23 protein-coding genes are annotated in these 24,277 nt (G+C 35.7%); 9 read left to right on the top strand and 14 right to left on the bottom strand.

Annotated features, from left to right (window positions below; translation table 11 throughout):
- Positions 1-14: 14 nt before the first annotated feature.
- From arsA to BN1354_RS10125, 4 genes are all read right to left on the bottom strand, one after another.
- A complete protein-coding gene (gene arsA / locus BN1354_RS10140) occupies positions 15-1,727 on the bottom strand; it encodes an arsenical pump-driving ATPase (protein ID WP_053827023.1) in 1,713 nt (570 codons plus the stop codon).
- An 83-nt stretch (positions 1,728-1,810) separates the two neighbouring features.
- Positions 1,811-2,167: an arsenite efflux transporter metallochaperone ArsD gene (gene arsD / locus BN1354_RS10135; RefSeq protein ID WP_053827022.1), complete on the bottom strand. Its 357-nt coding sequence runs from the start codon at positions 2,165-2,167 to the stop codon at positions 1,811-1,813.
- 12 nt (positions 2,168-2,179) lie between these two features.
- The gene (locus BN1354_RS10130; protein WP_053827021.1) at positions 2,180-2,413 is read right to left on the bottom strand and encodes a thioredoxin family protein; all 234 of its coding nucleotides are present in this window, start codon (positions 2,411-2,413) and stop codon (positions 2,180-2,182) included.
- Positions 2,414-2,424: 11 nt separating this feature from the next.
- Positions 2,425-3,000, bottom strand: a complete 576-nt coding sequence (locus BN1354_RS10125) for an aromatic aminobenezylarsenical efflux permease ArsG family transporter (RefSeq protein WP_231623104.1) — start codon at positions 2,998-3,000, stop codon at positions 2,425-2,427.
- Positions 3,001-3,016: 16 nt separating this feature from the next.
- Between BN1354_RS10125 and BN1354_RS12170 the strand changes: the two genes are divergently transcribed.
- On the top strand, positions 3,017-3,229 hold the full coding sequence (locus BN1354_RS12170; RefSeq protein WP_231623103.1) for a hypothetical protein: 213 nt from the start codon (positions 3,017-3,019) through the stop codon (positions 3,227-3,229).
- Between the two features lie 132 nt (positions 3,230-3,361).
- Here the strand turns inward: BN1354_RS12170 and arsB are convergent, their stop codons facing one another.
- The 4 genes from arsB to BN1354_RS10100 all read right to left on the bottom strand — a co-directional run bounded on the left by arsB (position 3,362) and on the right by BN1354_RS10100 (position 6,760).
- Positions 3,362-4,393 (bottom strand): ACR3 family arsenite efflux transporter, encoded by a 1,032-nt coding sequence (gene arsB / locus BN1354_RS10115; protein WP_053827019.1) that lies wholly within the window; start codon positions 4,391-4,393, stop codon positions 3,362-3,364.
- Positions 4,386-4,811 (bottom strand): arsenate reductase ArsC, encoded by a 426-nt coding sequence (locus tag BN1354_RS10110; protein WP_053827018.1) that lies wholly within the window; start codon positions 4,809-4,811, stop codon positions 4,386-4,388. The genes arsB and BN1354_RS10110 overlap by 8 nt, the downstream gene beginning before the upstream one ends.
- Positions 4,812-4,875: 64 nt before the next feature.
- Positions 4,876-5,196 (bottom strand): ArsR/SmtB family transcription factor, encoded by a 321-nt coding sequence (locus BN1354_RS10105; RefSeq protein ID WP_053827017.1) that lies wholly within the window; start codon positions 5,194-5,196, stop codon positions 4,876-4,878.
- Positions 5,197-5,638: 442 nt separating this feature from the next.
- A complete protein-coding gene (locus tag BN1354_RS10100; RefSeq protein ID WP_053827016.1) occupies positions 5,639-6,760 on the bottom strand; it encodes a Fic family protein in 1,122 nt (373 codons plus the stop codon).
- 408 nt (positions 6,761-7,168) lie between these two features.
- Here BN1354_RS10100 and BN1354_RS10095 point away from each other — a divergent pair, with 408 nt between their 5' ends.
- Positions 7,169-7,360 (top strand): hypothetical protein, encoded by a 192-nt coding sequence (locus BN1354_RS10095; RefSeq protein WP_154904852.1) that lies wholly within the window; start codon positions 7,169-7,171, stop codon positions 7,358-7,360.
- An 84-nt stretch (positions 7,361-7,444) separates the two neighbouring features.
- Here BN1354_RS10095 and BN1354_RS10090 read toward each other — a convergent pair whose 3' ends face one another.
- Entirely contained in the window at positions 7,445-7,900 is a 456-nt protein-coding gene (locus BN1354_RS10090; RefSeq protein WP_053827015.1) for a DUF1801 domain-containing protein, read from the bottom strand.
- A gap of 120 nt (positions 7,901-8,020) precedes the next feature.
- Here BN1354_RS10090 and BN1354_RS10085 point away from each other — a divergent pair, with 120 nt between their 5' ends.
- The 3 genes from BN1354_RS10085 to BN1354_RS10075 all read left to right on the top strand — a co-directional run bounded on the left by BN1354_RS10085 (position 8,021) and on the right by BN1354_RS10075 (position 11,810).
- Positions 8,021-8,866, top strand: a complete 846-nt coding sequence (locus tag BN1354_RS10085; RefSeq protein ID WP_053827268.1) for an SDR family oxidoreductase — start codon at positions 8,021-8,023, stop codon at positions 8,864-8,866.
- 242 nt (positions 8,867-9,108) lie between these two features.
- On the top strand, positions 9,109-11,520 hold the full coding sequence (locus tag BN1354_RS10080) for a TonB-dependent receptor (protein WP_053827014.1): 2,412 nt from the start codon (positions 9,109-9,111) through the stop codon (positions 11,518-11,520).
- A gap of 110 nt (positions 11,521-11,630) precedes the next feature.
- Complete coding sequence (locus BN1354_RS10075) at positions 11,631-11,810, top strand: hypothetical protein (RefSeq protein ID WP_045090591.1); 180 nt, start codon at positions 11,631-11,633, stop codon at positions 11,808-11,810.
- Positions 11,811-11,872: 62 nt separating this feature from the next.
- On the opposite strand, the gene BN1354_RS10070 is transcribed toward BN1354_RS10075, so the two are convergent.
- Genes BN1354_RS10070 through BN1354_RS10060 form a run of 4 tightly spaced genes read right to left on the bottom strand, consistent with a single transcriptional unit; the run spans position 11,873 to position 18,024 of the window.
- Positions 11,873-14,074, bottom strand: a complete 2,202-nt coding sequence (locus BN1354_RS10070) for a glycoside hydrolase family 2 TIM barrel-domain containing protein (protein ID WP_197272051.1) — start codon at positions 14,072-14,074, stop codon at positions 11,873-11,875.
- Positions 14,071-15,000 (bottom strand): sugar-binding domain-containing protein, encoded by a 930-nt coding sequence (locus BN1354_RS12090; protein ID WP_197272050.1) that lies wholly within the window; start codon positions 14,998-15,000, stop codon positions 14,071-14,073. Before BN1354_RS12090 ends, BN1354_RS10070 begins: the two co-directional genes overlap by 4 nt.
- A gap of 48 nt (positions 15,001-15,048) precedes the next feature.
- Positions 15,049-16,614 (bottom strand): sulfatase-like hydrolase/transferase, encoded by a 1,566-nt coding sequence (locus tag BN1354_RS10065; protein ID WP_053827013.1) that lies wholly within the window; start codon positions 16,612-16,614, stop codon positions 15,049-15,051.
- 6 nt (positions 16,615-16,620) lie between these two features.
- Positions 16,621-18,024, bottom strand: a complete 1,404-nt coding sequence (locus BN1354_RS10060; protein ID WP_052673243.1) for an arylsulfatase — start codon at positions 18,022-18,024, stop codon at positions 16,621-16,623.
- Positions 18,025-18,354: 330 nt separating this feature from the next.
- On the opposite strand from BN1354_RS10060, the gene BN1354_RS10055 reads away from it, so the two are divergent.
- Positions 18,355-18,831: a CYTH domain-containing protein gene (locus BN1354_RS10055; RefSeq protein WP_045090594.1), complete on the top strand. Its 477-nt coding sequence runs from the start codon at positions 18,355-18,357 to the stop codon at positions 18,829-18,831.
- Between the two features lie 2 nt (positions 18,832-18,833).
- On the opposite strand, the gene BN1354_RS10050 is transcribed toward BN1354_RS10055, so the two are convergent.
- Positions 18,834-19,853, bottom strand: a complete 1,020-nt coding sequence (locus BN1354_RS10050) for a branched-chain amino acid aminotransferase (protein WP_053827012.1) — start codon at positions 19,851-19,853, stop codon at positions 18,834-18,836.
- A gap of 109 nt (positions 19,854-19,962) precedes the next feature.
- Here BN1354_RS10050 and dnaG point away from each other — a divergent pair, with 109 nt between their 5' ends.
- From dnaG to BN1354_RS10035, 3 genes are read left to right on the top strand one after another with little or no spacing between them, the layout of a single operon-like run.
- The gene (gene dnaG, locus BN1354_RS10045; protein ID WP_053827011.1) at positions 19,963-21,996 is read left to right on the top strand and encodes a DNA primase; all 2,034 of its coding nucleotides are present in this window, start codon (positions 19,963-19,965) and stop codon (positions 21,994-21,996) included.
- Positions 21,997-22,015: 19 nt separating this feature from the next.
- Positions 22,016-22,936 carry an ABC transporter ATP-binding protein gene (locus BN1354_RS10040; RefSeq protein WP_045090597.1) on the top strand — a complete coding sequence of 307 codons (921 nt, stop codon included), beginning with the start codon at positions 22,016-22,018 and terminating at the stop codon, positions 22,934-22,936.
- 11 nt (positions 22,937-22,947) lie between these two features.
- The gene (locus BN1354_RS10035) at positions 22,948-24,255 is read left to right on the top strand and encodes an ABC transporter permease (protein ID WP_053827267.1); all 1,308 of its coding nucleotides are present in this window, start codon (positions 22,948-22,950) and stop codon (positions 24,253-24,255) included.
- Positions 24,256-24,277 lie beyond the last annotated feature (22 nt).

Raw genomic sequence — 24,277 nt, 5'->3', positions numbered from 1 at the left:
AATTTCTTATTCTATCACTGTTTCCATGCAATAACAGCAAAATTCCCTTTTGATATTTCACTAACTCTATTAATCCATTGGATTTCACTTTGAGCCTTAGCTTTGAAAAATGGACTTTGAGTGTCTGTCAAATATAAACTGGAATTTATTACCCACCATTTATTTTCTATTCCTGCACGTTGCAAATCTTCCTGTAATCTATGTGCTTCATATACAGGTGTTGTTTCGGGTAGGGTAACAATAATTACTTCTGTTTCTTTTTTGTTTCTTAACCGAGGAAGTAAGTTCTGTACTGTCGGAGAAATAGTGCCCTGCGTTCTTTCGACTTCTTTATGGTAGCTCTGTGTTGAATCAAGCAATAATAATGTATGACCTGTTGGTGCTGTATCTATTACAACCACTTCATTATCCGCTTTTGCTACTATATCGGCAAAAGAATTGAAAACAGCTATTTCTTGTGTACATGGAGAACGTAAATCTTCTTCAATATAGCTTAGATCAGCATCGCCCATTGTTTCACGAGCTTTGTCAAGTACCTTTTTTTGATAGTCTGCTAATACTTTCTTTTCATCGATATGGCTAACTGTAATGCCATCAACCTTCGTTTCAATAAATGATAAGTGATTCGCAGGGTCAGTTGTTGTAAGGTGTACTTTAAGCCCTTTTTGAGCCAAGCCACGAGCAACTTCGCCCGCTATTGTAGTTTTACCTACTCCACCTTTACCCATTGTAAAAATGACTCTTTTACCTGTTTTATATAAGTCGTCTATAATGTCATTTATTCCGTTAAAGTCTTTTGAACTTATTTCTGCATCAACAAGCACTGAGCCTTCGTCAGAACTTAACATCGCTCGTATATTATCAACTCCTGTCATATTGTACGAGCGGAGAGGAACGATATAAGTATTCATATCAAGAAGCATTCTAGAACGATTGTCTAATGCGATTTGCTGACGCTGATATATTTGCTCGGATATTTTATCGGCTTTATCATATTCAAGCAGCACACCGTTAATAATCAACTGTTGCGATTGAATATTTATATCAAGCAATTCTTTAGCCGAACGCTCTACTTCTTGCAATGGACTTTCGTCAGGTCTGGAAACAAAGAACATAGTTGTCTTTGTCGGATTTTTCAGTGTTTCAACAGCATCCTCATATACTTTTTTCCTATCTGTTAGTCCTGACAGTTGACCAAGACACGATGCACCGGTAGTGTTTTCATCAATAAAGGTATTCCAAGCAGAAGGTAACTCTAGCATTCTAAGGGTATGACCAGTAGGTGCTGTATCAAAAATGATATAGTTGTAATCTTTACGTTTGTCCCCATTGGTAATATAATCGGAGAACTCATTAAATGCAGCTATTTCAACAGTACATGAACCTGATAACTGTTCTTCCATATTGGCTATAACATTTTCAGGTAGTTTGCCCCTAAAAGGAGCGATAACCGATTCTTTATATTCGTATGCCGCTTCTTCGGGGTTTAGGTTGACAACACTAAGATTCGGAACTTCTTTTATTTTAGTTTCTTTATTGCTTAGTGGAATACTAAAAACGTCTTGTAGATTAGAAGCAGGATCGGTACTTACCAACAGGACTTTTTTGCCATTGTCGGCAAGATTGACTGCTGTGGCACAAGCGATAGAAGTTTTACCAACTCCGCCTTTACCTGTAAAAAACACATACTTCGTTTTAATACTGTCAATCGGATTAAATTTATTCATGTCTACTTATTTTTATAGTGTACAATCCCTATCCTAACCGTTTTTTCGGTTAGGCAAATTGATGTAACACTGTGTTTATTAATTTATTGTTTGATAGTTAGCTCTTCTTCGTTAATCTCTAGCCATTCGGCGATTTGCTTATTGGATGGGTATGTTTTTTTCAACACCACCTCGCCATTAATTGTAGTGAGAGGCATAGCGTCAGAGCCTTCTTCCATTAGAATTTTATTAACTGCTAGTGTATCGACATAGACTTGCGGATTATCTTTCAGATTAAAACGTTCTATGATTATCCCTTTTTTCTTCTTCAAGGTTTCAATCACTACGGCGATACGCATTAGTTCAGGATCAATATTCACTCCGCAAAGACCAGTCGGGCAGCATAAAGCAGGATCGTATATCTTAATCTCTTTTCTGTTATCTAATTTTAAGCCTTCCATATTTCAGTTATTTTATATTGTTATTACCTTTCTAATTTCTTCTTCCGATGGCACTATTCCTTTGATAACAACTTCGCCATCCACAACCACAGCAGGGAGAGACATGATATTATATTTGACAATTTCTAAAATATCTTCCTCCTTCCTTAGAGTAGGCTCGTTCTCCATGCCTTCGATCACTTTCGCAACTCTGTCATAAGTTGTTTTACAATTTGGGCAACCTGTGCCTAATACTACTATTTCCATATCTTACTCTATTAAATATTCGTTACTATATAATATATTCCCACTACGATAAATACTGCCGAAACAATTCGCCTGAACCATACTTCAAAACTTTTCATTCTGTTGTAGAACTTTCCAACATTCGACATACTGTAAGCCAAAAGATAAGCAATGATAATAACAGGTAATCCCGTTGCTATGGCAAATACTGGAGGTAAAAGTAGTCCCGATGGGCTGCTAATTGTCATAGGAATAAGCACACCGAAATAAAGTACCCCACTGTATGGACAAAAAGCTAATGCGAATAGTACCCCTAACAGAAAAGCGTTCAGGTAGTTTTTCTTCATTCTCTTTTCACTAACCTTTGATGTGATTTTGCTTAATGCTGGGATATTAAATTTGATAACGTCTAACATCAATATGCCGATTATGATTAAGGCAATACCTAAATACAAACCGCTAATATTTTGCAGCATTTTGGCTACATAGAATTTACTTGCCCCGAAATAAAATACCAATCCTAAAGCTGTGTAACTGAAAGTACGTCCTAATGTATAGAATATACCATTGAAAAGGACACGCTTTTTATCGGCTATATCTTTACTCAAATAGGCTGTTGCTGTTATGTTAATATCTATTGAATTAGCTATTGGAGAATTGAATTTAAACTCTACTCTGATAGAACATGAAGAAACGGAATATACGAAACAGAATAATGAGGATAAGAAGCAACGAAAAGCTTTGTGGGCGGTATTAATTATCAACTTCGCTTTCTTCATTATTGAGATGGCGACTGGTATTGTCTCCAAGTCAATGGGTTTGGTAGCCGATAGATAATAGTCAGTTTCCTATTTGTCAAATCATATTCTTGATGAATGATATTATCTAAATTCTCCAATTTCAGGCGTATGAGATTTTCTTCACACGGACAATCCATTTTATCTATTATAAATACTGCCTTATACATGATCAGTAATATTTCTTTTTAAGCCAAAATGCAACATTTACAAGGGCGATGAGTACGGGCACTTCGACAAGTGGCCCTACTACTCCCGCAAATGCTTGTCCGCTATGAATACCAAAAACACCGATAGCAACTGCAATAGCTAACTCAAAATTATTCCCTGCTGCGGTAAATGATACGGAAGCATTTATATCGTAACTAGCTCCTGCCGCTTTAGAAGCAAAGAAGCTGATAAAGAACATAGCCACAAAGTAAATTAATAGAGGTATGGCAATGCGTACCACATCCATTGGTATTTGTACTATCAGTTCCCCTTTAAGGCTAAACATCAATATGATGGTAAATAGTAATGCAATTAAAGTAAGTGGGGAAATAGTCGGGATGAATTTTTCTTCATACCATTTTACACCTTTGACCTTTACTAAAATCAATCTGCTTAGAATACCCATTAGGAAAGGGATTCCCAAATAAATTGCAACTGTTTCGGCTATTGTTCCAATCGAAATATCTACGATTGCACCTTCAAACCCGAACAATGGAGGAAGTTTGGTTATAAATAACCATGCATAAAAACTGTATAAGAATACTTGAAAAATACTGTTTAATGCCACAAGCCCTGCACCATATTCGCTATTGCCATCCGCCAAATCATTCCAAACTAAGACCATTGCTATGCATCGGGCAAGTCCGATTAGTATAACACCGACCATATATTCGGGATAATCTTGTAAGAAGGTTATTGCCAAAATAAACATCAAGATAGGGCTGACTATCCAATTCAGAAATAAGGATAGACTCAATATTTTCACATTCTTAAAAACCTTTGGAAGAAGTTTGTAATTAACTTTAGCTAATGGAGGATACATCATAAGGATTAATCCGATTGCTAAAGGAATATTTGTTGTGCCACTTGATAGAGAATCAACGGATTCGGCGAATGTTGGGAAAAAATATCCCAATCCGACACCAATAGTCATTGCTATAAATATCCAAAGAGTTAAATTCTTATCAAGAAAACTCATTCTTTTATTACTCATGTTCTTTTATTTTGGTGTTATAGAAGTCTAAAAAAGCTTTTTGAATTTCATCACGGACGCGGATAAACTCGCTGTGAATATATTCTTCTGTACCTTTTGCATCGGATGGATCATCAAATCCGATATGCAACCTATTCTTTACTTTTCCTGTAAATGTTGGGCAACTTTCATTAGCACCACCACAGACTGTTATAACATAATCCCAAACATCATTAAGATACATATCAATACTATCTGATGTGTGATGGGATATATCTATTCCTATTTCCTTCATCACTTCAACAGCTTTCTGATTTAGTTTACCACTGGCTTGTGTTCCTGCCGAGTACACTTCCTGTTTGTCATCAAAAGATTGAAGAAAACCATGTGCCATCTGACTTCGGCAACTGTTACCTGTACAAAGAATCAATATTTTCATTTTATGCTGATATAGTTATTAATTTCGTATTTCGTAGATTAACGAACTTTTATGATAAATTTTTTTAGCATGAGCCAGAATTCATTTTTATTTCTTTGAAGAAATCTCCAAACAGAGACTTAGCCATGCTCCAATTTTCTTGATTGATACAATATTTGATACTAGGTAGTGTTATTTCGCCTTGGATAAGACCTGCATCCCGAAGTTCTTTTAGGTGCTGAGACAAGGTACTCTTTGCAACTGGAATTACTTCGGACATATCACCATGATAGCAACATTCTTGGGTAGCTAACATCTGCAAAATAGCAATACGCACAGGATGCGCCAAAGCTTTAGCTATGCGTGCGAGATTTTCTTGTTCTTCTGTTAATGCTTTTTTAGACATGATCGTTTTGTTATTGTTCGCAAATATACGAACATTGTTTTGTCTGCCAAATAAATATCAAATAAATTTTCCTAAAAGCAAATATTAGATAGAATTTTATTTGTTATATAATTAATAATTAGTAAGTTTGTTGATAGAAATTTATGCAGACAGAACGCTGTCAGAACTAGACAAAAGATTAAAACCCGTTCTCGGTACCACATAAAAGAGCAAAGTCTAGTTAGGGCTGATTACTAATCATTTACAAGATATAAAAGTGTTCCCGCTCGGATCACTCTCTGAATAAGGCACTTATCTATTAAAAAGATGAGTGCTTTTTTTTGTTTGGTAAAACAATAGGAAACATTTGTTGTAAAAGCGGTTTTTCACATTCACACCCCCCCCCATAAAAAAACACCCATCGTGCCTTGTGAGTGTTTCAAAGCAAATTAATTGACTAATATTATTTGAAGCAATCTATATAAGCTCCGAAAACATATAATTTGTTTCTTTGAGCTCCTGTAATTTCTTTAATTATATCTAACTTTTCTAAGTCAGCGAGTAAATTATAAATTGTTTGTGGTGATTTATCAATAATCTTCATAATTTCAGAAGCAGAAATTATGGGTTTCTTATACATATAATCAATAATTAATCGGGCATCTATCCCTCTTTTTCCTAAAGTATCAACACTTTTTTCAATTGAGTTTTTTAACTGCATAATCGCACTTAATGTATTTACTCCGTTTTGAGAAGTTTCTACAACTCCTGTAAGAAAAAACTTTAACCATTGACTAATATCATTATGAGTACGAACGCGCATTAAATTATCATAATATAAAGTTCTATGGCGTTCAAAAAAATCAGATAGATATAGAATTGGACGCTTTAGAATTTTTTTTGAAACAAGATATAAAGTTATTAATAATCTGCCTGTTCTTCCATTTCCATCTAAAAAAGGGTGTATTGTTTCAAATTGATAATGAATTAGAGCAATTTTTATCAAGTCGGGGGTAAAATCATTTTCTGAATTGGCGAATTTTTCAATATCTGACATTAAATTGTCTATCTCGTAGTGAACTGGAGGAATAAATATTGCATCGTTAAGAGTGGCTCCACCAATCCAGTTTTGACTATTTCGAAACTCTCCGGGTTGTTTATGCTGGCCTCTAACACCTTGTAAAAGAACTTTATGAGCCTGTTTTATAAGTCTAGTAGAGAAAGGCAATCTGTGTAGCATTTCAACAGCCTCATTCATTGCCATTATATAATTTTGAACCTCTTCCCAATCATCTCTTTTCTCTGCACTTATTTCTGATTTAGCTAAAAAAGCTTCTTCGACTTTCGTCTGAGTTCCCTCAATCTTAGATGATTGTGTAGCTTCTTTTGCAATATGCATTTGAATAAACAAGTCTATGTCTACATATTCAGAATACATATCTAAGCGTCCTAGAAAACGATCAGCTTTGCTTAATAGACTAATGACTTGCATATCATCAATTTCCCATTTCCTATTTAACAATGTTGGCTGAAAGCTTTTATAGCCTCCTTGATTTACAAACTTTCCAGACTTGTAATTTTTCATATTACATAAAAATTAGAATGAATAACCTTTTATTCTAAAAACACGCTCAAAATTAGAATAAAAAAATCACAATCCCAATTTATATAGTATAAATTAGAATAAGAGGGTTTTTATTCTAAGTTAGCTTGCTATCATACAAGTTCACTTGTTTTTGTATTCAAATAAATGAATACTGTGCAGTATCTAATTGTTTACTACATGGAAATAATGTAGTAATTGTATTAAAAGTTTGACTAATCTAAGTTTCGGATTTGGGAGAAAGTCTTCAAATACTTTTTTTTAACTCAAAACGTCAAAAGTGTTCGGTAAAGTGTTCGGTGTTATAATATTTGATATGTTTGTGGTAATACAATTTAAAACGGACATATAGAATCTGAACAGACTTGTTGACTTCTTAAAAACAAATAATTGAACATTCTCATTAGAGTAGTAGATCGTAAGGATAATGCTAAATCAGTAATCAGTAATGGAAGAATTAGTAACCATATCAGCCAATTTAGGGACTACAGAGGAACCTTTAATCGTACATATGGGTATTACCACTCAAGCCTGTTCACTAATGAGCGAAATGTTGGAGAAAGAACCAGAACCAGTAAGTAACGAAAGGTGGAATAAGATATTGTTTGAAGCATCAAAGAAGTATCCACCAGAGAAAAATAAAAGATGACGGATTTTTTATGATTATCACTTCTTCAAATTTTCTTCATAATATCTTATCCACTCTTCAGCGCTGATCTTCTGCATTAATTCGCCAATTAGCTTAAAAGGTATATCATCCAATTTTTTAAACCGAACGCAGCTCTTTCCCATATCAAGCTTTTGTTTTGCATGCTTTGGATATTCTGATATAAACCAATCAAGCAGATCAGGAAAGGCATATATTGCCATATGATAGAAGTTTATAGAGTGTTTCTGGGAGGCTATACTAGCAAAAGGTAAAGGTTCACTCGGTTTACAATGATAACCGGGTGGATAGATTCTATGAGGAACAACATAACCTAGACCTCCATAACTTATGGCAGCCTCAAATCCTTCTGGCAAGTTTTCTAATATAACATTGTGAAGTTTCTGAAATACCTCTTTCCTTTCTTCAGGAACATTGTTTAATATCTCAGTAACAGTTTTACCTTCCGTTTTCATAATTATATGATGATGTTAATCTTATGAAATTGTAAAACACTATAATGAATGTTTTTGTTTCATATAGAGTTTATTAATGGTTATACGAACCTATTTTATTCAGTAATAGCTATATTTTTTATGAAAACAGGTATAACAGGTGCTACCGGACAGCTAGGCCGTCTTGTAGTGGATAAATTAAAGAACAGAGTAAATTCCAGTGATTTAGTAGCATTGGTCCGCTCACCGGAGAAAGCAGCTGATTTAGGAATAGAAGCACGTGCTTTTGATTACACTAAACCAGACACTTTGGGTAATGCATTAACAGGTATCAATCAGCTGGTGCTTATATCGTCAAATGAACTTATGGATCGTGTTAAACAGCACGAAAATGTAATAAATGCAGCAAAAGCAGCAGGTGTAAAAAGGATAATTTATACCAGCTTGCTTCATGCCGATACAACTTCACTTAGCTTAGGTAAAGATCATATTGAAACGGAGAATTTATTAAAATCCTCAGGTATTCAGTTCACTATTTTAAGAAATGGATGGTATACTGAGAATTACACTTCCAGTATACCTGGAGCAGTTGCTGGAGGTGCTTTTTTAGGTAGCGCCAAAGATGGTAAAATATCTTCTGCTACTCGGGAAGATTATGCAGATGTTATTGTAGCAGTTCTTACCAACGAAGGTCATGAAGGTAAGATATATGAATTGGCGGGTGATGAAGCATACACTTTAAGTGGGCTAGCAGCTGAGATATCCAGACAGACAGGTAAGGAGATTCCCTACAAAGACCTTTCTGAAGGTGAGTATGCGGAATTATTGACCTCATTTGGAATACCTGTAGCTTTCGCTAAAGCTATAGCAGGCTGGGATGTAGGAGTTTCAAAAGGTGATCTGTTTGATGATAGCAAAGTATTATCAAAATTAATTGGTCGACCCACTACACCGCTTTCAGATTCAGTTAAGAAAGCCTTGGGTTAATAAGATATAAAGCCATATAGTTGATATTCAATATTATAATGCACCGAAATATTTTTGGTGCATTTTTATTTGTATTTATATGAATGCTGATCAGTTCAAATAAACAGAAAAACACTAAACATACAAATATATACATTATGGTAAATTGTGAGTATTGGCTGCTTTTTAAATGGTAATTATATGGTATTGTGATCTGTAATGTTTCAGACTTACTTTGCAGCTCAATTCAATATTAAGGTACAATGACTAAAAAATTGTTTTTACTCACAGTTAGTTTACTATTCAGTATAGTTGCACTTTTTTCACAGAGTAACGCCCAAGAAAGCTCAATGTTCAGTGGTAGGGTTCTTGGTGTTGATGATGAGGCGCTTATTGGTGCTACAGTTTATTTTGAAGAGTTGGGAGTAGGGGATGATACCGACCTTTCTGGAAGCTTTGCAGTTGAGAATATCCCTTCTGGTAAGCATACAGTGGTTGTAAGCTACGTTGGTTATGAGAAGGTAACCAAACAAATGAACTTTTACAATTACGATGTAGAGCAGGATTTTAAACTTGAACCAGACAATCATGTGCTGCTTGAAGTTGAGGTTTTTGGAGTAAGAAAGGAGCGACCAGAAAAGATGGATGCACTTACAAGAATACCTCTAAGACTTGATGAGCAAGTTCAGAGTATTTCAGTTATTTCTCAGAAGATGCTAAATGACCAGGGTGTACTGACGCTTAATGATGCAGTGAGAAATGTACCGGGAGTTACAACATTTGCTACTTTCGGTAATACATCTGAGAGTCTTACTTCACGTGGATATAGGGGTATACCAGTTGTGAAAAACGGAGTAAGGGTACATTCAGATTTCAGGGGAACAGGTTTTCTAACAGATATGCAGGGTGTTGAAACTATTCAGGTCTTAAGAGGTTCAGCAGCTATTGCACAAGGGTTGGGAAATGATCTGGGATCTGCCGGAGGTGTAGTTAATGTAGCAACAAAAACACCTAAGTTTATAAATTCAGGAAATGTAGGAATAAGAACGGGGAGTTGGGGGCAGATAAGACCAACATTCGATCTCCAGTTTGTTACAGATAAAATTCAGAAAACAGCTTTTCGTATAAATGGTGCTTATGAACAGGGTAATAGTTACCGTAACCATGTTTCAAAAGACAGAATTTATATCAACCCTTCGTTTGCATGGAATCCGGATGATAAAACTAAAGTTACCCTGGAGCTGGACTTTATGCATGATTCAAGAACACCGGATCAGGGAACAGTTAACCTGAGTGCTGATAGTGTATTTAATGTGTTTGAGATGCCTGATGACAGGTTTATGGGTTATAAAAATGATAGACAGGTAACTAATACATTAACATATATGGGGCAGATCAATCGCGAACTAAATGATTATTTGACCATGAGGGTAGCTTATGCAGGATCTGATATGGATCTGAGAAAAGTTGGTGCACATGTTTCTCCTCTACGAAATGTGACTCAAACAGGACTTTACAATCTTCGTTCAAGAGTTTACAGTGGAAGTAGCAGAGATGATAAGAACGGAGTTTTACAAGTTGATCTTATTGGTAAGGATATTTATACCGGTAGTGTGAAGCATACCTTTAATGTGGGTCTGGATTACAAATGGTCGGATGTATCGACTAACAGCACCAATTCTATTACTACAGACACCATTGATGTTTTACAGCCTATAAATAATGAAGCACCGGTTGTAACACTGGTTGACGGTGAGCCTGTTACTGCACGTGAGTATGCATATGGAATGCTTTTGCAGGAAGTGGTTACATTTAACAAATATCTGAAATTATCATTGGGGTTAAGATATAGTCAAATCAGTGGTATAAGCAATAATAATGTCTCAACAACAGGAGGTAATGTATGGGATCCGCTCGCCGGTATTATTATTACACCTATTGAAAATATTAACCTCTTTGCATCTTATACAACCACAACTTCATTAAGAGGTGCTGCTAATCTTCTAGAAGATATGGCTACACCAGTCGGACCTTCAAAAGAGGAGCAGTTTGAAGTTGGATTCAAAACTGAGTGGTTTAATAACAGATTAAGGTTTAATGCCACATGGTTTGATATTGTAAATAACAATCTTACTTATGCATCTCTCAATGATGCAGGTAATAATACAGGTTATTATATTAAAGCGGGTAATTTGAGGAGGCAGGGACTGGAGTTGGAGATGACTGGTAAACTGCTTAAAAATATGGATGTAGTATTGGGTTATTCATATCTTGATGCTGCATATCATGATAGTCCATATTACCATGAAGGCTCAAAACCTATGAATACTGCAAATCATATGGCAAACAGCTGGATTAACTATACTTTCTTTGATGGTATTCTTAGAAATCTGACACTTGGAGCAGGTGCATATTATGTAGGTGAGCGTCCATTTGCTGAGTATACTTATAAGGTTTTACCAGGTCATAACGTACAGCCTGACACAAAACCATTCATTGCTGATGGATATACTACTCTTAATATAAAAGCAGGTTATCGTATTCAAAATATTACACTTCAGCTTTTTGTAAATAATATTCTAGATTCAAAAGGTTACACTGCATATTATAGAGGAGGTTATCTGAATCCTATTGATCCAAGGAATTTTGCTGCTTCATTGAATTATCAGTTCTGAATGTAGTTACGAAGTGTAGATTAGCTGAAAACTTAACATTATATCTATCTGTTTTTTGCTTTAATTAATATCTTTGCATATCAATTTGTTAAAGATTAATTAAAATAATTATGGGAAACAGAGCGAGTGGTTCAGCAGGTGATGCAGTTTACGGTTTAGGAGTAATAGGTGCAACAATCTATTATATTTCTACAGCGACCGGTTTTTGGATGGGTGTTCTAGGGTTCTTAAAAGCACTGGTATGGCCTGCGTTTTTTGTATATGAAGCACTGAAGTATTTAGGAATGTAAAAAGGATACCAACTACAATATGTTTGTAGGGGTATCCTTTCGGTTTATTACGGAACAGGTGATTATTTACTGTTACTAATCGAGAACGAATAGTAATAGTCAGGATTATTAAGTAAATATTCCCTGTGAGTTCTGGGTTGCCAGCTATTGTCGCCACCCACACCTGATTGTTTGAAATCAATATTCAACCACGTTTTTTCACCACGAACCGGATCATCAGATGGATTGTTGCCAGATGGTTTTGAATCGTTTAGTGACTCGCTTGAGTAGTTTTGAATATTAAAATTAATGAGTGGTAGCCCCATAAACTTCACAGCATTGTTTCCGGAGATTACTCTAACCCAGCGCACATCAGTTTTATTGCCATTCTCCTGTGGCATTACGTGACTGAAGTGTTGTTCTTCAACGTTACCTTTATAAATACCTATGAAAGCCGACTCTTTACGATCATCGTATGATTCGTGAGGACCTCTTCCATACCATTCAATTTCATTAAAATCGGAGGGTAATGCTGTTCTAAGACCTACTCTTGCCAAAGGGGGGATGTTTGACGGTACTGAAAACCAGTTGTCAACTGTAATCCTGCCATCACCCGAAACTGTATAATGACCTTCGTAAATTATCTCATTTGTAGTGGTTTTTACTGAATTCTTCACTATAACTTTAACCTGATAATTATTAATTTGTAAATATTCAATGCTGAGAGGTTCAATCTTTATTTTATCCAGGCCAGCTTGTCTCCATCGATCTGCATAACTGTTTTTACCGCCACCTTCATCATTATCGGTTGGCACTCTCCATAAGTAGGGGAGTAATGGCTCTGTTAAAACAATCTGATTGTTATAGATTAGCTGACTCAATGCTCCCTTTTTCTTATCAAATGTTGCTGTAAAACCATCTCCAGATAGCGTTAAAATATTGTTTCTACTATCTATATGAAGGTGGCTCATAGTTTCAACAGCTGTTCTTTCCTTTACAAAGTGAGAGAGGCCAAAATCAAGTTGTTCTTTAGCTACAATAAATTCTGCATCAGCCCATAACTTGTTTTCCTTAAGGTGAAAACTGAAATTCATAAAATATTCATTACCCTGGGTGATTGCAGATCTGTTAAATTTTATTTCCATGAGTTGACTCTCTTGTGGTTTGATATTCAATTCATCAATTCTGCCTGATTCAATTTTCTTTCCGTTTTCAATGATCTCCCACTTCATATAGATATCACTTGCATCAGAAAAGTAATTTTCGTTTGAAATGGAAATAATTCCTGTGTTGATATCGATATCTTTTACATTAAAATACTGATAAACCTTTTTCAACTCTTCCATTTCGGGTTGAGGTGTACGGTCAGGATTTAACAAACCATCGTTTGTGTTTGAACCATCGCTATAGTTAATGATATTCCAGTACTCTCTTCCATTCTTGTCTTTCGATCTTAAAGCCTGATCTATCCAGTCCCAGGTGAAACCACCCTGAAATCTTTCAAATTCATTATATAAGTTCCAGTATTTTCGGAAGTTACCAAGACTGTTTCCCATTGTATGAGCATACTCACAAATGATTATTGGTCTTTCTGAGTCCCAGTTGTAATAATCTTCAAGATGTTTCATCGAAGAATACATGTCTGAGATTATATCATATCTGTTTAGAGTGTGTGCATAAGCTGGGTTTTTGGATTCAAAATGTACTGGTCTTTTTTCAGGGTCTGCCTCTTTTATAGCCTTATATGCATGATCAAAATTGACTCCCCAGCCTGATTCGTTGCCCATTGACCAAAAAATTATAGAAGGATGATTTTTATCCCTTTTAACCATATTGGAGTTGCGTTCTACAATCATCTTTTTCCACTCATCCCTTTCTCCAACATAGTAACCTTTTTCCCATAATCCGTGACTTTCAACATTAGCTTCGTCCATTACATATAGGCCATATTCATCGCATAGGGTGTAGAATTCGGTATTGTTGGGGTAGTGACTCGTACGAACAGCATTTATGTTGTGTTGTTTCATTAGGATAATGTCTTCAATCATTGATTCACGGGAAACAGTTCTTCCATTATACATGTCAAAATCATGCCTGTTAACTCCCTTAATTTTTATTGCTTTTCCATTAACGAGAAATAGACCATCTTTTATTTCCACTTTCCTGAAGCCAGTATTTATGACAAATGCCTGTGTGTTTTCCCCATTTGACTTTAAAAGCTCTATCCCTACTTTATAGAGATTTGGTGTTTCTGCACTCCATTTCAATGGATTTTCAATTCTCAAGTAATTGTGATCTTTTCCTCTTCTCCTCTTTTTACTTTAAATGGTGAGCTTTTAATTGTACTTATGACTTTGTTACTACTATCTTTTAGAATTGTTCGAATTATGTATGTTTCATCTGACTTGCCATTGATGTTTTCAACATCAACACTAATATTTAGTACAGCATCATTTAAATCATTTACAAGTTCAGAGTAAACTGTGAAGTCGCGCATCCTGACTGATGGTGTAGAAAACAGATAAACATCCCTGTATATACCACTTAAACGCCAGAAGTCCTGATCCTCAAGATAACTACCTTTTGACCAGTTCAATACTTTCAGTGTAATCTCATTTTCTCCTTTATTCAAGTATTTAGTGATATTAAATTCGGATGGCAGCATTCCATCTTCATGGTATCCAACCTCTTTTCCATTTATCCATAGAATCATGGCTGACTGTACACCTGCGAAGTGAATAAATACCTGATCATTTTTCCAGCTATCAGGTATAGTGAAGCTCTTTTTATATACTCCTGTAGGATTGTAATCCTTGGGTACAAATGGAGGATTGGGTTCAAAAGGATATTTTGTATTTGTAAAGTATGGAGGATCATATTTACCATCGCCCTGTAACTGCCAGTTTGATGGTACTGTTATATCATCCCAGTTACTATTTACACTCTCCTTATGTATATCAGAAGGAACCGACTCAGGGTTATTGAAGTAACGAAACTTCCATATCCCATTTAATATCTTCACATTTGGTGAGTCTTTCAGATTATTATTATCCCAAGCAGGACTTTTAAATGGTATATACGAGGCATGGGCTTTTTCGGCATTTATCTGAGTGATATTGAAATCTTCCCAGATGTTCACATCTTTCCCTTGTGCAAAAAGTCCTGCTGTAATAAAAGTAATCAGCAGCAGTAGAGTCTTCTTATTTATCATATTATGCTATTTATTCGATATTTATTATCAAAACCTCTTTTAATCAGATTATAATTCCAGATTAATCCCTTTCTTTTTCTCGAAATCTAGTAGCTTTTTCATTTCCTCAACAATTTGGGGATTTTTATCTGCTACATTTTCATATTCACTACGATCTGTTACTATGTTGTATAACTGATCATCGGAGCTGTTTCCAAGTTCTGTATTTGTAAGTGGGTTATAAGATCTGCCACTACTTGGTTCAATATATTTCCACACTCTTGTCAGAATTGAAAGTGAACCGGCAGAACTAATTATATAATCTCTACCTGAGATATCTATTCCAAGCCAGGCATTTAACTGATTTTGACTGTCATCAGGTATTTTGTCAGTTTTCTCAAAACCTGTAAGAACAGCCATTGTTGCTGTCATATCTATTTGTGATATTAGTGCAGGTGATACATTTGGATTTACTCTCTCAGGCCAGTGTACTATAAATGGTACTCTTGTCCCTGCTTCAAAATTACTGTATTTGCCACCTCTGAAAGGTCCCCATGGCTTATGATCCATAAGACCCTCTACAGAACCATCATGATATCCGTCATCTACAACAGGTCCATTATCACTTGTAATGATTATAAGAGTATTTTCAAATATTCCTGCTTTTTTAAGAGCTTTCACGATCTCTCCAACTGACCAGTCGAATTGTACAATTGCATCTCCACGATGCCCCATTTCTGTGACTCCTCTGAATCTTTCATGAGGATATCTCGGTACATGAATATCATTTGTTCCGAAATAGAGGAAAAAAGGTTTATCGCTGTTTCTTTCAATAAAACGGGTTGCATGAACAGTAATGCTGTCTGCAATATTTTCATCTTCCCACAGTGCTGATCTGCCTCCTTTCATATATCCTATACGTGATATCCCATTCACAATGCTTTGATTGTGACCGTGACTGGGATGAAGTTTTGTTAGAAGTTCAGGGTTATCTTTACCTGTTGGTTCTCCTTCAAAGTTTTCCTTGTAACTGACATGTATAGGATCATTCGGGTTTAGATTGACCACTCTCTGATTCTCCATAAAAACACATGGGACTCTATCTCCTGTTGCTGCCATTATATATGAGTAATCAAAACCAATCTCGGCAGGTCCTGGCGTCACATGCCCGTTCCAATCCTGTTCTCCAGACTTATCACCTATTCCAAGATGCCATTTACCTACTGCTCCTGTAGTGTATCCCATCTGTTGCAGCACTTTTGGGAGAGTTACTCTATCTGGATTTATAATTAATGCTGCATCACCATTGGCAACGCCAGTACCTCTTCTTCTCCAGGGATACTCACCTGTAAATAGACCATATCTTGAAGGAGTGCTTGTAGCTGCTGCTGAATGTGCATTGGTGAATCTGATACCATTAGCTGCAAGTGTATCTGTATTTGGTGTATTCACTTGTTTAGCACCATACGATGAAAGATCTCCATAACCAATATCATCAGCATAAATAAGTACAATATTTGGCTGTGATTTAATATTGATAGATGCAGACTGAGCAGATTTATTATCAGAAGCACTGTTTGCAAATATAGGACTTGCAACAAATGAAGCAGAGATTATTGATATTAATTTTTTCATTTTTATTTAAAATAAAGGCCAGTCTGGATTATCTGTTCTTGCTCGTTTCATTATCTCTTTCAACTCTTCACTTTTTTCAGGGAATAATGCAATTAAGTTATGATTCTCAGATGGATCTGAAGCAATATTATAGAGTTCGTACTTACCTCCATTACGTATATCCAGATGAATCAGTTTCCAGTTTCCTTTAATAACTGCTTGTTGTCCACCTGATTCCTGAAATTCGAAGTAAAAGTAATCTCTCTCTGCCTGGTCTTCAACACCCAGCAATGTAGGAAGGATACTAACTCCATCTGTTTTTGTTTTGTATTCAACTTCTAATATATCTGCAAATGTTGGGAGGTAATCCCAGAATGCAAAGGGGAAATTGCTTTTTTCTCCTGCGGCAACTTTTCCTTTCCAAGATATTATTGTTGGAACTCGTATACCACCTTCATAGAGATCCCTTTTATATCCACGGTAAATACTGTTATTATTGAAGAAGTCTGGGTCACCACCACCTTCACGGTGTGGTCCATTGTCACTTGTAAATATTATAAGAGTATTTTCATACAGGCCTTCTTCTTTGAGTTTTTCCACAATTTGTGCCACATATATATCTATTCTTTTAACCATAGCAGCATGTGTTGCACGAGGATAATCCTGTGACATATATCCGCCTATTCTGAAATTTGGTCCAGAGTCTGTTCCTTTATATGGAGTTTCAGGGAACTTACCTCTAAGCTCTTGTATTATAGTGTCTTCAGGCACTACTAATTCTGCATGTGGCAGAACAATTGGGACATACAAAAAGAAAGGGTTATTTTTATGCTGTTCAATGAATTCAAGCGTTTTACTTTGTATCAAGTCTTGAGAATAGGAGCCAAATCCTCCATCGTTGTTATCAGGTAAATAAACTTTGGTATCATTTTCCCAGAGGTGACCCGGATAGTAGTTGTGTGCCAATCGCTGACAATTGTATCCAAAAAAATGGTCTACATACTGGTTAACCGGGTCTCCTGTAGATCCCGGATACCCTAATCCCCATTTTCCAAAAACACCGGTTATATAACCAGATTCTTTGAATAATTTGAATAAAGTATAAGTATCTGCAGGGAGTGGGGCTTGTCCTTCAGGTTGTATTTCTCTATTGCCTCTGATTGGCGCATTACCTGTGTGTAATCCGGTTAACAGACTAGCTCGCGAGGGTGCGCTAACAGTTGTTCCTGAATAACTTCTTGTGAATCTTGTTCCTGTTAATGCAAGTCTATCAATATTAGGCGTCTGAAACTTATCCTGGCCATAGCAACTAAGATCACCATACCCCAAATCATCGGTTAGAATAAAAACCACATTCGGTTTGTCTTGTGAATAAATAGATGTGATAGCAGCTAATCCGAGAGCAGTGGTTGCTAGTTTAATTTTAGACATGATATGTTTTGTTAATTTAATAATTAACAAAGATATAATATTTTTCTTTAAGAAAATGTATGCTAAAAATTAGTTCTATTATTAAAGTACTATATTGGGTTGTGGAAAATATACACGAAATGTGAGATACTGTAAGAATAGATAGCTTAATTTGGCAGGTTTCCTATTTTTGTAAAGGATTATTGAATTAAAAATAGAATTACGCGCATTGATTTTTTATTTAATCCAACCAAAACCTTAACTATGTTTTTATTTTTTCGTAGTGAATACGAGATCTTAAAAACATAGTTTTTTTATTTATAAGTGATACCTTTGAAAAAAAACATTGTTATGGGATATGAAATTGAGAGGAAATTTCTGATTAAAGGGGATTTTAAATCACAAGCATATAAGAGTTTCAGGATAAAACAGGGATATTTATCTCTTTCCGGAGTAAGTGTTATTCGCGTCAGAGTAAAAGGTGAAAAGGGTTATATCACAGTAAAAAGTGCTCTTGCAGAGGGTATGTTGACAAGACATGAATGGGAATATGAAATACCTGTTGTTGATGCTGAAGAGATGCTTAACTTATGTGAAGAGGGTATAATAGATAAAACCCGCTATCTTATAAAAGCAGGTGATCATATATTTGAGGTAGACGAATTCTATGGGGAGAATGAAGGTCTGTTGATTGCTGAAGTAGAACTAAAAGAGGAAAACGAAAACTTTGAAAGACCTGAATGGTTAGGGGCAGAAGTTACAGGAAATGTTAGATATTATAACTCATTCCTGTCGATCCACCCCTTTAAATCATGGAGTAAATTGTAATTTTATTCTATTACAGTTACCCAGCCATATTTGTCAGGTTCGTCACCATACTGTATAGCACGAAGTTTTTGATATAACTTTTCGCTAATAGGACCAGCTTTGCCATCCTTACTAAATTGATAACTTTTATTTTCACTTAGGTCATCTATTCGTAAAATAGGACTTATAACAGCGGCAGTTCCACATGCTCCTGCCTCTTCAAATGTTGCGAGCTCCTCTTCAGGTATTGGACGTCTTTCAACTTTCAGTCCCATATCCTCAGCTAACTGCATAAGACTCTTATTTGTTATAGATGGTAAAATGGATGTTGATTTTGGAGTAATGTATGTATTATCTTTTATTCCAAAGAAGTTAGCGGGGCCACACTCATCGATATATTTTTTCTCTTTTGCATCCAGGTAAAGAACAGCTGAGTAACCCAGCTCATGCGCTTTTTCCCCGGCAACCAGGCTCGCAGCATAGTTTCCACCTACTTTATAAGTGCCTGTACCAAGTGGTGCTGCACGATCGTATTCCCGCAATATTACCATAGGTGTAGGTTTAAATCCTTCCTTAAAATATGGACCTACAGGAGTAACAAATATAATAAAAGTGTATTCTGTTGCAGGCTTTACTCCTACCTGTGCACTAGTTCCAATTAGTAATGGACGAATATATAGTGATGCGCCACTTTCGTAAGGTGGTACAAAGCGAGCATTTTTTTTGACAGCCTGAATCACCATTTCTTCAAATAGCTCAACTGGTAGCTCAGCCATCATTATACCTCTGCAGGATGATTGCAACCTTAAAGCATTCTCGCGCATTCTGAAAACACGAATTTTTCCATCTTTACCTCGGAATGCTTTTAATCCTTCAAATACTTCCTGTCCATAGTGCAGACAAGTTGCAGCAATATGAAGATTAATAAACTCTGATGTTTCTGATACGGGATCACTCCATTTTCCTTCCTTGTAGTAACTGCGTATGTTGTAGTCGGTTTTCATGTAGCCGAATGATAAATTCGACCAGTTTATAACATCCATCTCAATAAAATTTAGTATTTGAAATAAAATTGTGCAATTACAAATGTATGAATATATTTTCAAAAACCACTTTTTTAACAATATTAATAAGTAATTTCGTATCTCGGTTATGATTGATCAAAATACAATAAGTCGTATACAAGACGCTGCACAAATTGTTGATGTAGTGTCTGATTTCGTGACACTTCGCAGGAGAGGTGTTAATTTGGTTGGATTGTGCCCTTTTCATGAAGACAGAAACCCCTCTTTTTATGTATCTCCAGCTAAAAATATTTGCAAGTGTTTTGCTTGTGGAGAGGGAGGACCGCCTATTCACTTCATAATGAAGCATGAACAGTTGTCATATTATGAAGCATTAAAATATCTTGCACGCAAATATAATATAGAGGTAGTAGAAAAAGAGTTTACTGACGAGGAAAAACAGGCTCAAAGCGATCGGGAGAGTATGTTTATCCTTAATGAATACGCTAGAGATTATTTTCAGAAAACATTGCATGCACATCCTGAGGGTAAGGCAATTGGACTCTCATATTTTCGCGAGCGGGGATTGAGGGATGACATTATAAATAAATTTCAATTAGGTTATAGTCTTGAACAGAGGGATGCTTTTTCTGTTGAGGCGCAAAAAGCAGGATATTTACGTGACTACCTATTAAAAACTGGTCTCTCCACCGGTGGAGAGAATAATCAGCCACTTTATGACAGATTCCGGGGAAGAGTAATTTTTCCGGTTCATACAATGTCAGGAAAGGTTGTTGCATTTGGAGGACGTATTCTTAAGAAAGCTGAGAATACAGGAAAGTATGTGAACTCTCCTGAAAGTGAAATATATTCAAAGAGTAAAGAACTTTATGGTATTTATTTTGCTAAGAATGCAATAATTAAACAGGATAAATGTTTTCTGGTAGAGGGGTATACAGATGTTTTATCTATGCATCAGGCAGGGATAGAAAATGTTGTTGCATCTTCAGGTACCGCTTTAACAAGTGGACAGATTCGTATGATTCGCCGTTTCTCAAATAACATAACTGTTATTTATGATGGTGATACTGCGGGTATAAATGCTGCTATAAGGGGGATCGACCTTTTACTGGAGGAGGGAATGAATGTTAAGGTTGTTATGCTCCCACAAGGAGAGGATCCCGATTCATTTGCGAAAAAACAGAATGCAGAGAGTTTTAAGAGATTTATAGACTCCAATGAGAAAGACTTCATCCGTTTTAAAACGGAACTATTAATAGAAGAGGTTGGAGATGACCCTGTAAAAAGGGCAGGGATGATCTCAAATATTGTAAATAGTATTGCGTTAATACCTAATACAATTACCCGATCGGTATATATACAGGAGTGTTCTCAGCTACTAAATATTCAAGAGCTTGTACTGATTAATGAAATAAATAAAATCAGGCAAAGGGTTTGGGAGAGAAAAAGAGATCAAAAAGATAAAGAAATTTCCAAAGCAGGCGAGTTTACAATTGGTGAAAATATAAATAAAACCATTAGTAATAAAGAAACTAAAGAACCGGGAAAGAGTCCATATGATCGTTTTGAAAAAGAGATACTTAGATATATAGTGAGATATGGAAATACTCCATTGTATCAAAAGTTTGACAAACGTAAACGAAAAGAGGGAAACGAAATTATAGAAGAGGACGTTTTAATCGAAGAGGGGCCTGGTGTAACAGAGTTTGTACATTTTGACCTTGAACGCGATAACATTAATTTTAAAAACGAACTTTATCAGTTAATGCTTGATGAGGCTGTAAGTAATATTGATACAAAAAATTTTGATTCTGGTAATTTTTTTCTGAATTATCCTGATCCTAAAGTTAGCAAACTTGCTTCTGAACTGCTGAGTGACAGGTATCACCTAAGTAAAATTCACTCAAAAATTTTAGGAGAAGAGGTGGGTGATAAAAACTCTCGTTTATTAGAACAAAACATGCTCCATAGTCATGTTCCCAGGGCAACTACTGAGCTCAAAAATGCTTATATACAGACCAAAATTAATGAACTGAAAGAGGAGATCAAGAAAAGCGATCCGGAAAACTGTTCAGCATTCATTACCAGATTAAAACAGCTTCAGGAGATAAAGAAAGTATTGGCTAAAGAGCTTGGTGAGAGAATTGTATTGAAATATTGATTAGATTAAATTTAAAGACATGTACTTAGAAACACATGATGTAGTAAAGCAATACGCTAATCATTTAGCGTTGAATAAGGTAAGCATAAGTGTACCGAAGGGAACGGTTTTCGGTTTATTAGGTCCTAATGGTGCTGGAAAGACAACTCTTATTCGTATTATCACACGAATAACAGCGCCTGATAGTGGTGATGTTATGATTGAAGGCCGGCAATCTGTTGGGAATGATATTTACAACATTGGATATATGCCTGAAGAAAGAGGACTCTACAAGAAGATGAAAGTTGGCGAACAGGCTATGTATCTTGCACAGTTGCGAGGGATGTCTAAAAAACAAGCTCATCATGAACTTATGGTATGGTTCAAGAGATTTGATATTATGGATTGGTATAACAGGAAAGTTGAAGAACTGTCTAAAGGAATGCAGCAGAAGGTGCAGTTTATCTCAACCGTAATTCATGACCCAGATCTGCTTATTTTTGATGAACCATTTAGCGGTTTTGATCCTGTGAATACAGATATCGTTAAAAATGAAATGCTTAGATTGAAAGATGAGGGGAAAACAATTATTCTATCAACTCATAATATGGAGTCTGTAGAAGAGTTATGTGATAATATTGCTCTTATTAACAAGTCTCAGGTGGTACTACAGGGAAATGTATTTAAAATACGTAAAGATCACAGACCAAATATATTCAGGTTTAGGATATTTGGAGATGACTTTAATTTGGAGCACCCATCATTTGAGCTTTTATCGAAAGAGCCATACCATGAATTTATAGATCTGAGAATAAAAAAACTAAACGGAATCAGTAATAATGATCTGGCAAAACTTATTTTCGACAATTATGAAGTGGTAAGTTATGATGAAGAACTACCTACCATGAATGATGTCTTTATAAAGACTGTTACCAAAGATAAAAACATTAGTACATTATGAGTAAGTCAACTATGAACAGATTAAGCTTAATAATTCAACGAGAGTATCTTACAAGAGTAAGGAAAAAATCCTTTATAATTCTTACAGTACTTATGCCATTTCTTATGGTGGCAATATCTCTGGTTCCATTTTGGCTATCAACGCTGAATGACGGGAGTATAAAAAATGTTGCAGTAATTGATAACACCGGAATATATGCACCATTATTGAAGTCAACTGATCAATATGATTTTCAGATTATAGGGAGTGCAGAATTACAGGATTCAGAAAGCAGGTTAGGTAAGGATTTATTTGCTATCCTGCAAATTACAAATGATTTAAGCAAAGATCCACGCGCTGTATCACTTACATCAGAAAAGCAATCACCAATGGAATTGCAGTCACTTATAGAGAGAACCTTAAATGAGAAGTTGACAGAGCAAAGGCTTGATGAGCTCTCAAATTCAAGTAATGTTGACAGTGAGGCAATTAGTCAGGTTCGTAATATTCTTGAAAACTCATCAGGAGTTAACCTTAGAACTCTGCGTATGGGTGATGACGGTAGTGTAAAAGAGTCTTCAACTGAGATAGCCAGTATAATCGGGATGATGTTTACAATTCTGATCTATATGTTTATACTACTATACGGCAATATGGTTATGCAGGCTGTTCTAGAAGAAAAAAAGAGCAGAGTTGTCGAAGTAATGATTTCTTCTGTTAAGCCAGTTAATCTGTTGATAGGAAAGGTTGTAGGTATAGGATTAGTTGGACTTACTCAATTAGCAATATGGGGTATAATGACTTCAGTTCTTTTTACTGGAGTATCTTTCTTTATTGCAAATCCTGAACAGGCAGTAGCTGTATCCTCCGAAATGAATGATTTCAATATTGAAGGAATCCTGAATTCAATAATGAGTATAAACTGGCTGGAGCTACTCTTTTATTTTATATTGTTTTTTATTGGAGGGTATGTATTGTATGCCTCAATTTTTGCAATGTTCGCTTCAGCTGTTGACAGTGAAGAGGATACAAGTCAATTCATGACACCGGTAACTCTCCTTATCGTCTTTGCTTTCTTGGCAGGATTCTATAGCGTAAGCAACCCTGATGGTCCTTTGGCATTTTGGACTTCTTTAATACCATTTACTTCTCCTATCGTTATGATGGTAAGGATTCCATTTGGAATTCCATTTTGGGAGGTCCTTATGTCTCTTGTGTTGCTTTATGGTACATTCATATTAATTTCGATATTTGCTGCAAAGATATACAGGGTTGGTATTTTAATGTATGGTAAAAAACCATCAATTCAAGAAATGATGAAGTGGGTTACATATAAATAAAACAACAAAAATCTACCCTAAT

Origin of the sequence: Lascolabacillus massiliensis (assembly GCF_001282625.1) — a bacterium.
In the GTDB taxonomy this organism is placed as follows: domain Bacteria; phylum Bacteroidota; class Bacteroidia; order Bacteroidales; family Dysgonomonadaceae; genus Proteiniphilum; species Proteiniphilum massiliensis.
The sequence above is the reverse complement of the archived record's forward strand: the minus strand, read 5'-3'. Positions and strand labels throughout refer to the sequence as shown.

What these genes read in the sequence shown, in the direction of transcription:
- arsA (WP_053827023.1), bottom strand. Translation starts at nt 1,727, where the DNA reads ATGAATAAATTTAATCCGATTGACAGTATTAAAACGAAGTATGTGTTT.
- arsD (WP_053827022.1), bottom strand. Translation starts at nt 2,167, where the DNA reads ATGGAAGGCTTAAAATTAGATAACAGAAAAGAGATTAAGATATACGAT.
- BN1354_RS10130 (WP_053827021.1), bottom strand. Translation starts at nt 2,413, where the DNA reads ATGGAAATAGTAGTATTAGGCACAGGTTGCCCAAATTGTAAAACAACT.
- BN1354_RS12170 (WP_231623103.1), top strand. Translation starts at nt 3,017, where the DNA reads ATGTTAATATCTATTGAATTAGCTATTGGAGAATTGAATTTAAACTCT.
- arsB (WP_053827019.1), bottom strand. Translation starts at nt 4,393, where the DNA reads ATGAGTAATAAAAGAATGAGTTTTCTTGATAAGAATTTAACTCTTTGG.
- BN1354_RS10110 (WP_053827018.1), bottom strand. Translation starts at nt 4,811, where the DNA reads ATGAAAATATTGATTCTTTGTACAGGTAACAGTTGCCGAAGTCAGATG.
- BN1354_RS10105 (WP_053827017.1), bottom strand. Translation starts at nt 5,196, where the DNA reads ATGTCTAAAAAAGCATTAACAGAAGAACAAGAAAATCTCGCACGCATA.
- BN1354_RS10100 (WP_053827016.1), bottom strand. Translation starts at nt 6,760, where the DNA reads ATGAAAAATTACAAGTCTGGAAAGTTTGTAAATCAAGGAGGCTATAAA.
- BN1354_RS10090 (WP_053827015.1), bottom strand. Translation starts at nt 7,900, where the DNA reads ATGAAAACGGAAGGTAAAACTGTTACTGAGATATTAAACAATGTTCCT.
- BN1354_RS10085 (WP_053827268.1), top strand. Translation starts at nt 8,021, where the DNA reads ATGAAAACAGGTATAACAGGTGCTACCGGACAGCTAGGCCGTCTTGTA.
- BN1354_RS10080 (WP_053827014.1), top strand. Translation starts at nt 9,109, where the DNA reads ATGACTAAAAAATTGTTTTTACTCACAGTTAGTTTACTATTCAGTATA.
- BN1354_RS10075 (WP_045090591.1), top strand. Translation starts at nt 11,631, where the DNA reads ATGGGAAACAGAGCGAGTGGTTCAGCAGGTGATGCAGTTTACGGTTTA.
- BN1354_RS12090 (WP_197272050.1), bottom strand. Translation starts at nt 15,000, where the DNA reads ATGATAAATAAGAAGACTCTACTGCTGCTGATTACTTTTATTACAGCA.
- BN1354_RS10065 (WP_053827013.1), bottom strand. Translation starts at nt 16,614, where the DNA reads ATGAAAAAATTAATATCAATAATCTCTGCTTCATTTGTTGCAAGTCCT.
- BN1354_RS10060 (WP_052673243.1), bottom strand. Translation starts at nt 18,024, where the DNA reads ATGTCTAAAATTAAACTAGCAACCACTGCTCTCGGATTAGCTGCTATC.
- BN1354_RS10055 (WP_045090594.1), top strand. Translation starts at nt 18,355, where the DNA reads ATGGGATATGAAATTGAGAGGAAATTTCTGATTAAAGGGGATTTTAAA.
- BN1354_RS10050 (WP_053827012.1), bottom strand. Translation starts at nt 19,853, where the DNA reads ATGGATGTTATAAACTGGTCGAATTTATCATTCGGCTACATGAAAACC.
- dnaG (WP_053827011.1), top strand. Translation starts at nt 19,963, where the DNA reads ATGATTGATCAAAATACAATAAGTCGTATACAAGACGCTGCACAAATT.
- BN1354_RS10040 (WP_045090597.1), top strand. Translation starts at nt 22,016, where the DNA reads ATGTACTTAGAAACACATGATGTAGTAAAGCAATACGCTAATCATTTA.
- BN1354_RS10035 (WP_053827267.1), top strand. Translation starts at nt 22,948, where the DNA reads ATGAACAGATTAAGCTTAATAATTCAACGAGAGTATCTTACAAGAGTA.